Source organism: Pseudomonas sp. MF6751 (genome assembly GCF_016613265.1).
GTDB lineage: Bacteria > Pseudomonadota > Gammaproteobacteria > Pseudomonadales > Pseudomonadaceae > Aquipseudomonas > Aquipseudomonas fluorescens_BV.
Window position 1 is genome coordinate 207,448 of the sequence record NZ_JAENSV010000007.1, and the last position, 14,211, is coordinate 221,658.

The window sequence follows — 14,211 nt, forward strand, 5'->3', positions numbered from 1 at the left end:
ATAAGAAGATCAGGCGATCTGGGCTTTTGAGGCCACTTCAGCGAACGTTGCCGGATCAAGCGCGTCCTCCTGCTCATCCAACACCTGACGTGGATGATCATTGCCCGGAATCGAACTGTCGATCAGCGCCAGCAATTGCGCACCCAGCGCCGTCAGAATGAAATTCTCACCATTGCCGCCCTCTTCTTCAGGCCGCGACTCAATAAAGCCACGCTTGAACAGCAGCGCCTCGTAATCGGCAGCGGTCTTCTTCAATGCGTCCAGGTTGCCAGTGTCCTCGCCGGCCGTCGCCTTCTCGGCGGCTTCCTGTTCGGCGTATTTGCGCGGGGCAAAGCTGCCCTCGCCGTTCTGCACTTCATGCAGCAGACGTTCGATCAGATCCCAATTGTAAGTCGTCATCCTGATTCCTCCTGCAGGCCGATGGAGTTAGCCCGTCTAAGGGAGTGACACGCTCCAGCACTGGCCGTTCAACCGAACGGACGGGCGTCATTTCTCTGAACTTTCCAGAGGTTCGCCGCCTCAACTGCACATCACTGCCAAGGAAGTCCGACCATGAAAATCTTGATGAAGCTGACCCTCGCCGCCACGCTGCTGAGCGCCCTGCCCGCCTGGGCCTGCACGCCTGAGGAGGCCACGGCCAAGCGGGAGGAGCTGGCCAAGGAAGTGACCAAGCTCACAGAGCAGGACCCGACCAAGGCCAAGGAGATGAATGACCAGCTGCAGAAGATGGACTTGGATACCGAAAGCGCCGAGTTTCCTGACAAGTGCCAGTTTATCGATGCACGGCTCAAGGAGCTCAAGGAAGCGGCCGCCAAGACTAAAAACTGATGGCGAAAAAAAACCGGACATCGTCCGGTTTTTTGATGCCCGCCTGCTTATTCGGCAGCCGGAGCTTCTGGCTTGCGGCGCTTGAGCGGCGCCATGCCGTCCTTGCTGACGAGCGACAGGTTGTCGGTCTTCGGCCGGTTGGCGATCTTGCGCTTGGTCGGCGACTTGGCGCCGGTTTTCTTCTTGTCGCCCTTGGCGTCGGTCTTTTTCTTCTTCACGCCAACGGCCTTGCCCGACGCCTTGACCTTCTTCGGCCCGGTGTACGTGCCTTTGACTTCCTTGATGGTACGGCGCTCGAACGACTGCTTCAGGTAGCGTTCGATGCTCGACATCAGGTTCCAGTCGCCGTGGCAGATCAGCGAGATAGCCAGGCCATCATTGCCGGCCCGTCCGGTACGGCCGATACGGTGCACGTATTCGTCGCCGCTGCGGGGCATATCGAAGTTGATCACCAGGTCCAGGCCGTCGACGTCGAGGCCGCGTGCGGCCACGTCGGTGGCCACCAGGATCTTCACGCCGCCCGCCTTGAGACGGTCGATGGCCAGTTTGCGGTCCTTCTGGTCTTTCTCGCCGTGCAGCACGAACGCCTTGTATTCCTGCGCAACCAGGCGCCCGTAGATACGGTCGGCGGCGGCACGGGTGTTGGTGAACACGATGGCCTTCTGGTAGGTCTCGTTGGCCAACAACCAGTTCAGGATCTGTTCTTTGTGCACGTTATGGTCAGCGGTGACGATCTGCTGGCGCGTGGTGGCGTTCAGGTCGCTGACGTTGTTGACCTGCAAGTGCTCAGGGTTGTTCAGCACCTTGGCGACCATATCGCGCAGGGTCGAACCACCGGTGGTGGCGGAGAACAGCATGGTCTGCTGGCGGTTGACGCACTCACCGACCAAACGTTGCACATCATCGGCAAAGCCCATGTCGAGCATGCGGTCGGCTTCGTCGAGCACCAGCACTTCGACTTCCTTGAGGTCGAGGTTGCCAGCGTTGAGCTGCTCGATCATGCGCCCTGGGGTACCGATCAGGATGTCCGGTACCTTGCGCAGCATCGCGGCCTGGACCTTGAAGTCTTCGCCACCGGTAATGATGCCGGACTTGATGAAGGTGAACTGCGAGAAGCGCTCGACTTCCTTCAGGGTCTGCTGGGCCAGCTCGCGGGTCGGCAGCAGGATCAGGGTCTTGATACTGACGCGCACTTTGGCCGGGCCGATCAGGCGGTTAAGTACCGGAAGGACGAAAGCGGCGGTCTTGCCGCTGCCGGTTTGCGCCGTCACCCGCAGGTCACGCCCTTGCAGTGCGAGCGGGATGGCCGCTGCTTGCACAGGCGTAGGCTCGACAAATTTAAGCTCGGCCACGGCTTTAAGCAGGCGTTCGTGCAGGGCGAATTGGGAAAACACGGGTGCTACCTCGAAGAAATACAAAATATCAGCTGCATAGGTTACCGGTTTCGGGCGCCCAAACCGAGTTTCTTTACGCGAACGGGGCTAATCAGCTGCTTTTTTGTCAGCGATTTTGTCCAGAGCGTCAACTTTGTTGCACTTAAATGCTCTAATCGCCCCGTGTTGTCTTACAGAAGAATCGGTTCACTCATGGATATCAAACAGCTCTGGCTCAACGTCCAAGACGTTTGGGGCGCCCTCGATGAACACCCGGTCCTGCATTCCAGCCTAGGCTTGCTGGTGTTGCTGGTGGTGGCACTGGTGGTGGGACGGGTCGCCCGTTACCTCATCCTGCACGCGGTCAAATTGCTCGGCCGGCAGCCGGCCCTGCACTGGCTGAACGACCTGCGGCATAACAAAGTCTTCCATCGCCTGGCGCAGATGACGCCATCGCTGGTGGTCCAGTTCGGCCTGTACCTGGTGCCGGACCTGAGCAAGACCGCCATTCTGTTTATCGGCAACGTCGCCCTGGCGATCACCATTCTGTTCATGGTTTTGGCCATGAGTGCCCTGCTCAACGCGCTGCTGGATATCTACGCACGCACCGAACACGCACGCACCCGCTCGATCAAGGGCTATGTGCAACTGGCGAAAATGGTGCTGTTCGTGTTCGGCGCGATCATCATCGTCGCCACCCTGATCGACCGCTCGCCCCTGTTGCTGCTGTCGGGCCTGGGTGCGATGTCGGCGGTGATTCTGTTGGTGTACAAGGACACGCTGCTGTCGTTCGTCGCCAGTGTGCAATTGACCAGCAACGACATGCTGCGCGTCGGTGACTGGATCGAAATGCCCCAGGTGGGTGCCGATGGCGATGTGGTGGACATCACCCTGCACACGGTGAAGGTGCAGAACTTCGACAAAACCATCGTTTCCATCCCCACCTGGCGCCTGATGTCCGAGTCGTTCAAGAACTGGCGTGGCATGCAGGCCTCCGGTGGGCGCCGTATCAAGCGCAGCCTGTACATCGACGCCAGCGGCGTACGCTTCCTGAACGACGAGGAAGAAGTGCGCATGACCCAGGTGCACTTGCTCAGCGGCTATATCAGCCGCAAGCAGGCCGAACTCAAGGCCTGGAACGAGGCTCAGGGCCACAGCGCGCAACTGTCGGCCAACCGTCGGCGCATGACCAACCTCGGCACCTTCCGCGCCTACGCACTGGCATACCTGCAAAGCCACCCGGACATCCAGCCGAATATGACCTGCATGGTGCGCCAGATGCAAACCACCGCCCAGGGCGTGCCGCTGGAGATCTACTGCTTTACCCGCACCACCGCGTGGGGCGATTACGAGCGGATCCAGGGCGATATCTTCGATTATCTATTGGCGGTGTTGCCGGAGTTCGGGCTAAGCCTGTATCAGCAGCCGAGCGGTAATGACCTGCGCGCCGGCGTGCTGCCGGCATTGGCCGGGGCCACGCAGGTGTCCGTCGCCGAAACGGCATGAGGTGATGCAAACGGGATTACGGCAGTGACGCCGTAATCTCCTTGCGGCAAACCTCAAGCACTTCATCGGCCAGTGCGGAATCATCCGGGCACGCCCGCGACAGCATGATTGCGCCGATGGCATGGGCCATGCTGTCGAGCATTTTTGCGCGCACGCCTTCTTGTGGCGTCTCATGAGCTGCGTTGTACTTTGCTTCCAGGGCCTGCAGGGTATTTTCCAAACCGTCGGCAAAGGTCGCCTTCAGCGTGTCCGATTGACGGGCGGCATCGGCACACAACGCCGCCAATGTGCATCCGCCGCCGCGATGGTCGCGGTGCTGCCTGGACAGGTAAACCTCGAAAAACTGCTCCACCTCCATCTCCGCGCTGTCGGCCAGTGACTGCGCCAGGCTGTTGGCGGCTGCTTCCGCCATCAAGTCCGCCTTGGAACCGAAGTGCTTGTAAAAGCCGCCTTGGGTAAAACCGGCCGCAGCCATCAACTCGGCCACGCCCACCCCATCGAACCCCCGCTCGCGGAACAGCTCGGAAGCTGTCGCGACGATATGGGCCCGATTGCTCTGTGATTGCGCCTTGGTGATCTTCATGTCTGTGGTCCTGCCAGCTTGCGAGATAGGCATATTACTATGATGTCGATCACAATCAAAACCGTTGACAGCTTTGATTATGATCGACATCATAAAAACTCCTCGCACTCACAGAGCATCACACCATGAGCACTTCCAACACCGTTCTGATCACTGGCGCTTCGACCGGCATTGGCGCCGCCTACGCCGAACGTTTTGCCGCACGCGGCCACGACCTCGTATTGGTGGCCCGTGACATCGCGCGCCTGGAAGCGCTCGCCGCCAGGCTGCGTGAGCACCACGCCGTCAGCGTTGATATCCTCCCGGCCGACCTGACCCAAAGCGCTGACCTTGCCGCAGTTGAAGCGCGCCTGCGCGATGACGCCAGCATTGGCACGCTAGTCAATAATGCAGGCGCCGCGCAGTCCGGCAGTTTTATTGAACAGTCCACCGAAAGCGTCGCGCAGTTGGTCGCCCTCAACACCACGGCGCTGGTACGCCTGGCCAGTGCAATCTCTCCGCGCCTGGCGGCAGTCGGCAACGGCGCTATCATCAACATTGGCTCGGTAGTAGGCCTGGCCCCCGAATTCGGCATGACGGTGTACGGCGCGACCAAGGCGTTCGTACTGTTCCTGTCCCAGGGCATGAGCCTGGAACTGGCGCCCAAAGGCGTGTACGTGCAAGCCGTGCTGCCCGCTGCCACGCGTACCGAGATCTGGGAGCGTGCGGGCATTGATATCAACACCCTCACGGACGTGATGGAAGTGGGTGATCTGGTGGACGCGGCGCTGGTCGGTTTCGACCGCCGCGAGCCGGTAACCATTCCACCGTTGCAGGATGGCGCCCGTTGGGACGCGTTGCAGGCTGCGCGGCAAGGCTTGCTGGCGCAGATCAAGCAGTCCCAGGTTGCCGAGCGTTACCTGGTCAACGCCTGATCAACCGGTAGCAGGCGTGCTCCGCGCCTGCCCTTCTCACCGAAGCAACGAGCGTTGAACCATGAAGGCATTTTCCATCGAACGGTACGGCAAGCAGCCCGGCCGCCTCATCGAGGCCCCCGCGCCTGTTGTGGGTGAACATGACGTGCTGGTTCAGGTGCGGGCCAGCAGCGTTAATGTGCTGGATGCAAAGATCGCCAAGGGCGAATTCAAACTGATCCTGCCCTATGCGTTGCCGTTGACACTGGGGAACGACCTGGCCGGCGTGGTGCTCAGCGTCGGCGCTGCGGTACGACGCTTCAAGCCGGGGGACGAAGTCTACGCTCGCCCGCCCCAGCAACGTATTGGCACCTTCGCCGAGCGGATTGCCGTGCACGAAGACGCACTGGCGCGCAAACCCACCAACATCAGCATGGAGCAAGCCGCGTCCCTGCCCCTGGTCGCGCTCACGGCGTGGCAGGTGCTGGTGGAAACCGCGAAGCTGAAGAAAGGCCAGAAGGTGTTCATTCATGCGGGCTCAGGCGGGGTGGGCAGTATCGCCATCCAGCTGGCCAAGCATTTGGGCGCTTTTGTCGCCACTACCACCAGCACCGCCAATGTGGAGTGGGTCAAGGCGTTGGGCGCGGATGTAGTGATCGACTACAAACAGCAAGCCTTCGAGGCCGTGCTGCGGGATTACGATGTGGTACTGAACAGCCTCGGCCCGGATGCGCTGGCCAAGTCACTGAAGATTCTCAAGCCCGGCGGTCAGCTCATCTCCATCTCCGGGCCGCCGACGCCCGCCTTCGCCCGCGCCCAGAACCTGCCATGGTTATTAGGCCTGGTCATGGGCCTGTTGAGCAGCGGTATCCGCAGGAAAGCACGCAAGCAAGGCGTGAGCTATGAGTTTGTCTTCATGCATGCCAGTGGCGTACAGCTGGATGAAATCACCGCGCTGGTCGAGTCCGGCAGTCTCCGGCCGGTTATCGACCGTGCCTTTCCGTTCGAATCCACAGCGGCGGCCCTGGACTATGTCGAACAAGGCCGCGCCAAGGGCAAGGTGGTGATCACGATGGAGACGGCACCGCCCGACGCACACCCAGCCGGCTGATCCAAACCGCCCCCAGAATCACCAGACCGCCCAGGGCCAAACGGCCCAGCGGTTCGTGCTGGTTCCAGATCAGCAGGTTCAGCAGCAACCCCACCGGCACATGCAGGTTGTTCATCACCGCCAGGGTGCCGCCATTGACCAGGCAGGCGCCCTTGTTCCACCAGTACATGCCCAGCGCGGTGCTGACCAACCCGAGGAACACCAGCACACCCCATTGCAGCGGCGCTTGCGGCAGGAAGTCAGCCTTGCCGAACAGCAGGAACGCCGGCAACACCACCAACAAGGCGCCCAGGTAGAAATAACCGAAACGCCGGAAGTGCGGCTGGTCACTGGGATACCGCGCCACCAGGTGTTTGTACATGACTTGCCCGGCGGCGTAGGTGAAGTTGGCCAATTGCAGCAGCAAGAACCCCATCAGGAAGTGCGGGGTGATCTGATCGAAACGAATCACCGCCGCACCGCCCACCGCCACCAGGGCCGCCACCAGCGCCCAGGGATTGAAGCGGCGATTAAGCGCGTCCTCGATCAGGGTCACATGCAGCGGCGTGAGGATGGTGAACAGCAGCACTTCCGGCACCGTCAGCACGCGAAAGCTCAGGTACAGGCAGACGTAGGTCACGCCAAACTGCAATGCACCGATCACCAACATGCCGCGCATGAACGCGGGCTCCACCGAGCGCCAGCGCGTCAGCGGGATAAAGATCAGCCCGGCCAGCACCACGCGCACCAGCACCGCAAAGTAGCTGTCGACGTGACCGGCGAGGTATTCGCCGATCAAGCTGAAGGAAAATGCCTGAATCAGGGTGACAACCAGTAGATAGCCCATGCGCGCCTCGTTTCGAATGGGCGCGACATTAAAGCTTTTTTGGGGTTGAAGAAACTCGGCGCAAAAAAAACCCGACCTCGCTAAAGCGGCAGTCGGGCAGGAGCACTCAGGAGCAAAAAGTGCAAAGGGAGGTTCGATACGCGTACTTGAAGGGTTTGCGTGGGGCTATATAAGCAGCACGGGATTATCTGACGATTAACGCCTCAGGCCACCTGGGCCAGCAGTGCCTTGGCGTGATTGACGCCCTTCTCCTGGAAGTCGCCGCCCAGGTTGACGCCTTCGGCGTGAATGAAGGTAACGTCATGAATGCCGATAAATGCCATGACCTGGCGCAGGTACGGTTCCTGGTGATCCGAGGTGGCACCCGTGTGAATACCGCCGCGTGCGGTGAGCACGATGGCGCGCTTGCCGGTCAACAGGCCCTGGGGCCCAGTGGCGGTGTATTTGAAAGTCACACCGGCCCGCAACACGTGATCCAGCCAGGCTTTGAGGGTGCTGGGGATAGCGAAGTTGTACATCGGCGCGGCCATCACCAACACGTCGGCGGCCAGCAGTTCGTCAGTCAACTCGTTGGAGCGGTCCAGGGACACCTGTTCGTCGTCGTTACGCTGCTCCGCCGGTTTCATCCAACCGCCCAGCAGGTTGGCATCCAAGTGGGGTACCGGATTGAGCGCGACGTCGCGCACGGTGATGTGGTCTGCCGGATGGGCGACTTGCCATTGGCTGATGAACTGTTGGGTGAGCTGGCGGGAAATGGAATCCTGCTGGCGCGCACTGCTTTCGATGATCAGAACATTGGACATGGCTTCGTAGGCTCCATCGGTAATTGCTGTAAGTCGATGGAGAGAAGGTTAACCAGGGCCTATTCGATAAAAAAGCGCAAAAAACTGCTACAACCCATCTATAAATTCGTTTATAAGCGGAGTATTCCTGTGGGCGCACTCCGCTACTGCTTTATTTTGGCGCGCAGTCCAAGGCAATGCGCATCTTGATGATGGCGCGGTTGAACTTGACCGTGGTGTTGGTGCTTTTGCCTGCCGGCACAGTCACGGTGCGACGGCGTGGCGATTCCGGGCCGTTGGTGAAGGTAACCTTGCACACCGCGTCCTGGGTACCGTAGTTGTTCAGCTGGATCGAACTGATGTCGCCGTCCACATCGGAGGCGGTGTAATCAATGCTCACGCCATCGATCTTTTTCGTCACGTCGATAGGGTAGGCAAACGCGCTCATCGGCAGCAGCGCCAGCAACACACAACACAATTTTCTCATTCGGCAGTCTCCAATAAGGACCGCCAGCTTAGGACAAGAGGAGCTCATCTTGAAAGCGCCCCGCGTTACCCTCGATCAATGGCGCACCTTGCAAGCCGTGGTCGATCATGGCGGCTTTGCCCAAGCCGCCGAAGCGCTGCACCGTTCGCAATCTTCAGTGAGCTACACCGTAGCGCGCATGCAGGACCAACTCGGTGTCCCCTTGCTGCGTATCGACGGGCGCAAGGCGGTGCTGACCGAGGCCGGTGAAGTGCTGCTGCGCCGATCCCGCCAACTGGTGAAAAACGCCAGCCAACTGGAAGACCTCGCCCATCACATGGAGCAGGGCTGGGAAGCCGAAGTGCGCCTGGTGGTGGATGCCGCCTACCCCAGCGCACGCCTCGTTCGCGCGCTGACCGCCTTTATGCCCCAAAGCCGTGGCTGCCGGGTGCGCCTGCGCGAAGAAGTGCTGTCCGGCGTCGAAGAGTTGCTGCTCGACGGCATGGCGGACCTGGCCATTTGCGGGTTTATCATCCCGGGCTACCTGGGCACGGAAATGAGCGATGTGGAGTTCGTCGCCGTGGCCCACCCCGATCACTCGCTGCATCGCCTCAACCGTGAGCTGAGTTTCCACGACCTGGAGAGCCAGATGCAGGTGGTGATCCGTGACTCGGGCCGCCAACAACCGCGCGACGTCGGCTGGCTCGGCGCCGAACAGCGCTGGACTGTCGGCAGCCTCGCTACCGCCGCCACCTTCGTCGGCAGCGGCCTGGGCTTTGCCTGGCTGCCCCGGCACATGATCGAGCGCGAACTCAAGGAAGGCGTGCTCAAGCAGCTTCCCCTGGAAAAAGGTGGCAGTCGCAACCCGACGTTTTACCTGTACTCCAACAAAGACAAACCCTTGGGGCCCGCCACGCAGATCCTCGTGGAATTGCTGCGCACCTTTGACACCGCTCCCCTGGACGCGCCCTTCGCCGCTCCCCAACAAGCCTGAAACGGAGTTCATCCATGGCCTGGTTCGATCATGAAGGCTGCAGCCTGCATTACGAGGAATACGGCCATGGCAACCCCCTGATCCTGATCCACGGCCTGGGCTCCAGCAGCCAGGATTGGGAACTGCAAATACCGGTACTCGCCCGCCACTACCGCCTGATCGTGGTTGACGTGCGCGGCCATGGTCGCTCGGACAAACCCCGGGAGCGCTACAGCATCAAAGGGTTTACCTTCGACCTGGTCGCCCTGATCGAACACCTGGACCTGCCAGCGGCCCACGTGGTGGGTTTATCCATGGGCGGCATGATCGCCTTCCAACTGGCGGTGGATGAACCCCTGCGGGTCAAGAGCCTGTGCATCGTCAACAGCGCGCCTGAGGTCAAGGTGCGCAGTGCCGACGACTATTGGCAGTGGGCCAAACGCTGGACCCTGGCCCGCGTGCTCAGCCTGGGCACCATCGGCAAGGCCTTGGGCGATCGGCTGTTCCCAAAACCTGAGCAGGCCGACCTGCGCCGCAAGATGGCCGAACGCTGGGCAAGCAACGACAAACGTGCTTATCTCGCCAGCTTCGACGCCATTGTGGGCTGGGGCGTGCAGGAACAACTGTCGAGAATTGCCTGTCCAACCCTGGTCATCAGCGCCGACCATGACTACACCCCCGTGGCGCAGAAAGAAATCTATGTAAAACTGCTGCCCGATGCGCGGCTGGTGGTCATCGAAGATTCCCGCCATGCCACGCCCTTGGATCAACCCGAGGTCTTTAACGCGACCTTGCTCGAGTTTCTAAAGACCGTCGAAACCACTACCCAGGATCACTGACCCATGCTGAAAAAAATCGCCTTCTTTGCCGGTTCCGCCCTGTTCGCTGCCAACCTGATGGCGGCCGAGCCGGCCAAGGCGCCACACGTGTTGCTCGACACCACCAACGGCCAGATTGAAATCGAACTGGACCCGGTCAAGGCGCCGATCAGCACCAAGAACTTCCTGGCCTATGTCGACAAGGGCTTCTACACCAACACGATCTTTCACCGCGTGATCCCCGGCTTCATGGTCCAGGGCGGCGGGTTCACCCAGCAAATGTCACAAAAGCCGACCGAAGCACCGATCAAGAACGAAGCCAGCAATGGCCTGCATAACGTGCGTGGCACCTTGTCCATGGCTCGCACCAATGACCCGAACTCGGCCACCAGCCAATTCTTCATCAACGTGGCCGACAATGCTTTCCTCGACCCGGGCCGCGATGCCGGTTATGCCGTGTTCGCCAAAGTGGTCAAGGGCATGGACGTGGTCGACATCATCGTCAACTCCCAGACCACCACCAAGCAAGGCATGCAGAACGTGCCTATCGATCCTGTGATCATCAAGTCGGCCAAGCGCATCGACTGAGGTCTGCAGGCAGCTTTGCACGGTGCCCGCATGGCACCGTGCACCTTTGAAAGGAGAGCCCGCCCGGCGGGCGTCAAACCCAATGCTCTATCGTCGTTTTGAACAACTGATCGATATTTTCCGCGACGCCCCCAGCGCGGCCCCTCCCGAAAAAGTCCTGCCCTTCTATCTTTATTACCTGCGCCAGGTGTGGCCGTGCTTCGCCGCACTGCTGGTGGTGGGGCTGGTCGGCGCCCTGATCGAAGTTGCGTTGTTCAGCTACCTGAGCCGCATCATCGACCTGGCCCAGGGCACGCCACCAGCGAATTTTTTCCAGATCCACAGCGCCGAGCTGATCTGGATGGCCGTGGTCGCTCTGTTGTTGCGCCCGCTCTTCAACGGCCTGCATGACTTGCTGGTGCACCAGACCATCAACCCTGGCATGACCAGCCTGATTCGCTGGCAGAACCACAGCTACGTGCTCAAGCAGAGCCTGAATTTCTTTCAAAACGATTTCGCCGGGCGCATCGCCCAGCGGATCATGCAAACCGGCAACTCCTTGCGTGACTCGGCGGTGGCGACCGCGGAGGCTATCTGGCACGTGTCGATCTACGCCATCAGTGCCCTGGTGTTGTTTGCCGAGGCCGACTGGCGGCTGATGATTCCGCTGATCACCTGGATCGTTTGCTACAGCCTGGCCCTGCGTTACTTCGTACCTCGGGTGAAAGAACGCTCGGTGGTCTCCTCGGAGGCGCGCTCCAAGTTGATGGGCCGAATCGTCGACGGCTACACCAATATCACCACTTTGAAGCTGTTCGCCCATACGCAGAACGAACAGGAATACGCCAAGCAAGCGATCATCGAGCAGACCGAAAAAACCCAACTGGCCGCCCGCGTGCTCACCAGCATGGACACCGTGATCTGTATTCTGAACGGCCTGCTGATCGTCACCACTACTGGCCTGGCCCTGTGGCTGTGGACCCAGTCGCTGATTTCCGTGGGCGCGATTGCCCTGGCCACCGGCCTGGTGATCCGCATCGTCAACATGTCCGGCTGGATCATGTGGGTGGTCAACGGCATCTTCGAAAACATTGGCATTGTGCAAGACGGCCTGAAGACCATCGCCCAGCCACAGGCCGTTATCGATCGTGAAAACGCTCCGCGCCTGACGGTACCCCACGGCCAGGTACGCTTTGAGCAAGTGGACTTCCACTACGGCAAGAAGAGCGGAATCATTGGCGGCCTCAACCTCGAGATCAAGGCCGGGGAAAAGATCGGCTTGATCGGCCCATCCGGCGCGGGCAAGTCGACGCTGGTCAACCTGCTGCTGCGCCTTTACGACCTGCAGGGCGGGCGCATCCTCATCGACGGCCAGGACATCGCCGAGGTCGCCCAGGAGAGCCTGCGCGCACAAATCGGCATGATCACCCAAGACACCTCGTTGCTGCACCGCTCGATCCGCGACAACCTGCTGTATGGCAAGCCCGACGCGACAGACGAAGAACTGTGGGCGGCGGTGCACAAGGCCCGCGCCGATGAATTCATCCCGCTGCTGTCGGATTCCGAGGGCCGCACCGGGCTGGATGCCCATGTGGGTGAACGCGGGGTGAAACTCTCCGGCGGGCAACGCCAACGTATCGCTATCGCCCGCGTGCTGCTCAAGGACGCACCGATCCTGATCATGGACGAAGCCACCTCCGCGCTGGACTCGGAAGTGGAAGCGGCGATCCAGGAGAGCCTGGAAACCCTGATGCAGGGCAAGACGGTGATCGCGATTGCACACCGGTTGTCGACCATCGCACGAATGGACCGCCTGGTGGTGCTGGAAAAAGGCCAGATTGCCGAAAGCGGCAGCCATTCCGAGTTGCTGGCATACGGCGGGCTTTATTCGCGGTTATGGCAGCATCAGACCGAGGGTTTTGTCGGCATAGACTGATTTTGCTGGGTAAAGGCCCGCTCAATTCCGAACAATTCTGACAGCTTTCTCTATCTGGCTGGTCTTGCGACACAATCCTGCTGTACTGCAATCAGGCCCCAGGAGGGCCCTGATTTAAGGCAGCAGGGAAGCCACACAGACCGTTAATCAGATAGAGCAATCTAAGGAAGTGTTCATGTCACTGTTCAAACGTTCCGTAACGGAAGGACTGGGTACGTTTTGGCTGGTGTTGGGTGGCTGCGGGAGTGCGGTGTTGGCCGCAGCGTTCCCCAACGTCGGCATCGGCCTGCTCGGCGTGTCCCTGGCTTTTGGGCTCACGGTGCTGACCATGGCATTTGCCATCGGGCATATCAGCGGCTGTCACCTTAACCCGGCCGTCTCGGTGGGGTTGGTGGTCGGCGGCAGATTCCCGGCCAGGGAGTTGCCGGCCTACATCGTGTCGCAAGTGATCGGTGGCGCCATCGCCGCCGCACTGCTGTACTTCATCGCCAGCGGCAAACCCGGGTTCGAACTGGCCTCCGGGCTGGCAAGCAATGGTTATGGCGAGCATTCACCCGGTGGTTATTCAATGGCGGCAGGCTTTGTCTGTGAGCTGGTGATGACGGCGATGTTCGTGCTGATCATCCTTGGCGCCACCGACCGTCGAGCCCCGGCAGGCTTCGCGCCCATCGCCATTGGCCTGGGGCTGACGCTGATCCACCTGATCTCCATCCCGGTGACCAACACCTCGGTCAACCCGGCCCGCAGCACAGGGCCTGCGTTGATTGTCGGCGGGTGGGCGCTGCAGCAATTGTGGCTGTTCTGGCTCGCGCCGATCCTCGGCGCGGTGATCGGCGGCATTACGTACCGATGGTTGGGTACAGAAAAAACCGCTTGACCCAATCCCTGCAGGAGCGAGCTTGCTCGCGAAAAACGCCAACGGTGACGCAGTGCTTACAGCTGTAAACCCGCGTCGTCTGCACGTTCTTCGCGAGCAAGCTCGCTCCTACAGGGTGTTTTACTGGCTGACTTCAATTGAATGCGCTTCAACCTTGGTGGGCTTGCATGTACTGACGCAACAATTGATTAATACGTGTCTGATATCCGGTGCCTTGGCCTTTGAACCACTCCAGAACATCGGCATCCAGTCGAATGGTCACGGCCTGCTTCACCGGAACACGTAACTCGGCGCGTCGAAAAAATTCGGCGTCCAGCTCAGGAATATCGCTGGTGTCGATTTCTTTATCATTCATGTTGGCCAGGCGCTCCCAATCAGTTTTCGATGTTTGCGTCATAGTATTTGGCCTCCTTCTTGGTTGCTTTTCGCGCAGATATGATACGGATCACATCACCACACCGCTCGGTATATACGACCACACCCATTAACAATTTGATCCAGCCAATACTGATCCAACGCTCTTCGCCATAATCTGCCCGATCATCGCGCAAGGCCAGCATTGGATGCCGAAAAATATCTGGGACGTCGTTAAAGTCGATGCCGTGCTTAGAAATATTGGCTTTGTTCTTAGATTCATCCCACTCAAAATGCATGACACATCCTGTATGTACG

At 60.0% G+C, this 14,211-nt stretch carries 17 protein-coding genes; 9 read left to right on the forward strand and 8 right to left on the reverse strand.

The genetic code is table 11. From position 1 onward, the window contains the following. Positions 1-9: 9 nt before the first annotated feature. Positions 10-399, reverse strand: coding sequence for a hypothetical protein (locus tag JJD66_RS09335; protein ID WP_034128303.1), 390 nt, complete (start codon positions 397-399; stop codon positions 10-12). A 153-nt stretch (positions 400-552) separates the two neighbouring features. On the opposite strand from JJD66_RS09335, the gene JJD66_RS09340 reads away from it, so the two are divergent. Next, positions 553-828, forward strand: a complete 276-nt coding sequence (locus JJD66_RS09340) for a hypothetical protein (RefSeq protein ID WP_200648008.1) — start codon at positions 553-555, stop codon at positions 826-828. A gap of 47 nt (positions 829-875) precedes the next feature. On the opposite strand, the gene JJD66_RS09345 is transcribed toward JJD66_RS09340, so the two are convergent. Further along, positions 876-2,222 (reverse strand): DEAD/DEAH box helicase, encoded by a 1,347-nt coding sequence (locus tag JJD66_RS09345; RefSeq protein WP_003193110.1) that lies wholly within the window; start codon positions 2,220-2,222, stop codon positions 876-878. Between the two features lie 192 nt (positions 2,223-2,414). Here JJD66_RS09345 and JJD66_RS09350 point away from each other — a divergent pair, with 192 nt between their 5' ends. Further along, on the forward strand, positions 2,415-3,707 hold the full coding sequence (locus tag JJD66_RS09350) for a mechanosensitive ion channel family protein (RefSeq protein WP_200648009.1): 1,293 nt from the start codon (positions 2,415-2,417) through the stop codon (positions 3,705-3,707). Positions 3,708-3,723: 16 nt separating this feature from the next. Here the strand turns inward: JJD66_RS09350 and JJD66_RS09355 are convergent, their stop codons facing one another. Then, entirely contained in the window at positions 3,724-4,290 is a 567-nt protein-coding gene (locus JJD66_RS09355) for a TetR/AcrR family transcriptional regulator (protein ID WP_034128300.1), read from the reverse strand. Between the two features lie 125 nt (positions 4,291-4,415). On the opposite strand from JJD66_RS09355, the gene JJD66_RS09360 reads away from it, so the two are divergent. Next, complete coding sequence (locus JJD66_RS09360; RefSeq protein ID WP_200648010.1) at positions 4,416-5,204, forward strand: SDR family NAD(P)-dependent oxidoreductase; 789 nt, start codon at positions 4,416-4,418, stop codon at positions 5,202-5,204. 61 nt (positions 5,205-5,265) lie between these two features. Beyond that, the gene (locus JJD66_RS09365; protein ID WP_200648011.1) at positions 5,266-6,294 is read left to right on the forward strand and encodes an NADP-dependent oxidoreductase; all 1,029 of its coding nucleotides are present in this window, start codon (positions 5,266-5,268) and stop codon (positions 6,292-6,294) included. Here JJD66_RS09365 and JJD66_RS09370 read toward each other — a convergent pair. The 3 genes from JJD66_RS09370 to JJD66_RS09380 all read right to left on the reverse strand — a co-directional run bounded on the left by JJD66_RS09370 (position 6,251) and on the right by JJD66_RS09380 (position 8,389). After that, a complete protein-coding gene (locus JJD66_RS09370; protein WP_034136149.1) occupies positions 6,251-7,120 on the reverse strand; it encodes a carboxylate/amino acid/amine transporter in 870 nt (289 codons plus the stop codon). The genes JJD66_RS09365 and JJD66_RS09370 overlap by 44 nt on opposite strands. 203 nt (positions 7,121-7,323) lie before the next feature. Beyond that, positions 7,324-7,923: an FMN-dependent NADH-azoreductase gene (locus JJD66_RS09375; protein WP_044275035.1), complete on the reverse strand. Its 600-nt coding sequence runs from the start codon at positions 7,921-7,923 to the stop codon at positions 7,324-7,326. Between the two features lie 151 nt (positions 7,924-8,074). Beyond that, a complete protein-coding gene (locus JJD66_RS09380; protein ID WP_034128295.1) occupies positions 8,075-8,389 on the reverse strand; it encodes a 3-phosphoglycerate kinase in 315 nt (104 codons plus the stop codon). 49 nt (positions 8,390-8,438) lie between these two features. On the opposite strand from JJD66_RS09380, the gene JJD66_RS09385 reads away from it, so the two are divergent. From JJD66_RS09385 to aqpZ, 5 genes are all read left to right on the forward strand, one after another. Further along, positions 8,439-9,362 carry a LysR family transcriptional regulator gene (locus JJD66_RS09385; RefSeq protein ID WP_003193120.1) on the forward strand — a complete coding sequence of 308 codons (924 nt, stop codon included), beginning with the start codon at positions 8,439-8,441 and terminating at the stop codon, positions 9,360-9,362. A 14-nt stretch (positions 9,363-9,376) separates the two neighbouring features. Beyond that, entirely contained in the window at positions 9,377-10,180 is an 804-nt protein-coding gene (locus tag JJD66_RS09390) for an alpha/beta fold hydrolase (RefSeq protein ID WP_054920239.1), read from the forward strand. Positions 10,181-10,183: 3 nt separating this feature from the next. Further along, positions 10,184-10,747, forward strand: coding sequence for a peptidylprolyl isomerase A (locus tag JJD66_RS09395; protein WP_014719428.1), 564 nt, complete (start codon positions 10,184-10,186; stop codon positions 10,745-10,747). 82 nt (positions 10,748-10,829) lie between these two features. Next, entirely contained in the window at positions 10,830-12,662 is a 1,833-nt protein-coding gene (locus JJD66_RS09400; RefSeq protein WP_200648012.1) for an ABC transporter ATP-binding protein, read from the forward strand. 175 nt (positions 12,663-12,837) lie between these two features. Further along, positions 12,838-13,539 carry an aquaporin Z gene (gene aqpZ, locus JJD66_RS09405; protein WP_054920241.1) on the forward strand — a complete coding sequence of 234 codons (702 nt, stop codon included), beginning with the start codon at positions 12,838-12,840 and terminating at the stop codon, positions 13,537-13,539. A 148-nt stretch (positions 13,540-13,687) separates the two neighbouring features. Here the strand turns inward: aqpZ and JJD66_RS09410 are convergent, their stop codons facing one another. Both JJD66_RS09410 and JJD66_RS09415 read right to left on the reverse strand, forming a co-directional pair. After that, positions 13,688-13,936 (reverse strand): BrnA antitoxin family protein, encoded by a 249-nt coding sequence (locus tag JJD66_RS09410; protein WP_032895852.1) that lies wholly within the window; start codon positions 13,934-13,936, stop codon positions 13,688-13,690. After that, the gene (locus JJD66_RS09415; RefSeq protein ID WP_003193132.1) at positions 13,914-14,192 is read right to left on the reverse strand and encodes a BrnT family toxin; all 279 of its coding nucleotides are present in this window, start codon (positions 14,190-14,192) and stop codon (positions 13,914-13,916) included. The genes JJD66_RS09410 and JJD66_RS09415 overlap by 23 nt, the downstream gene beginning before the upstream one ends. Positions 14,193-14,211: the final 19 nt, after the last annotated feature.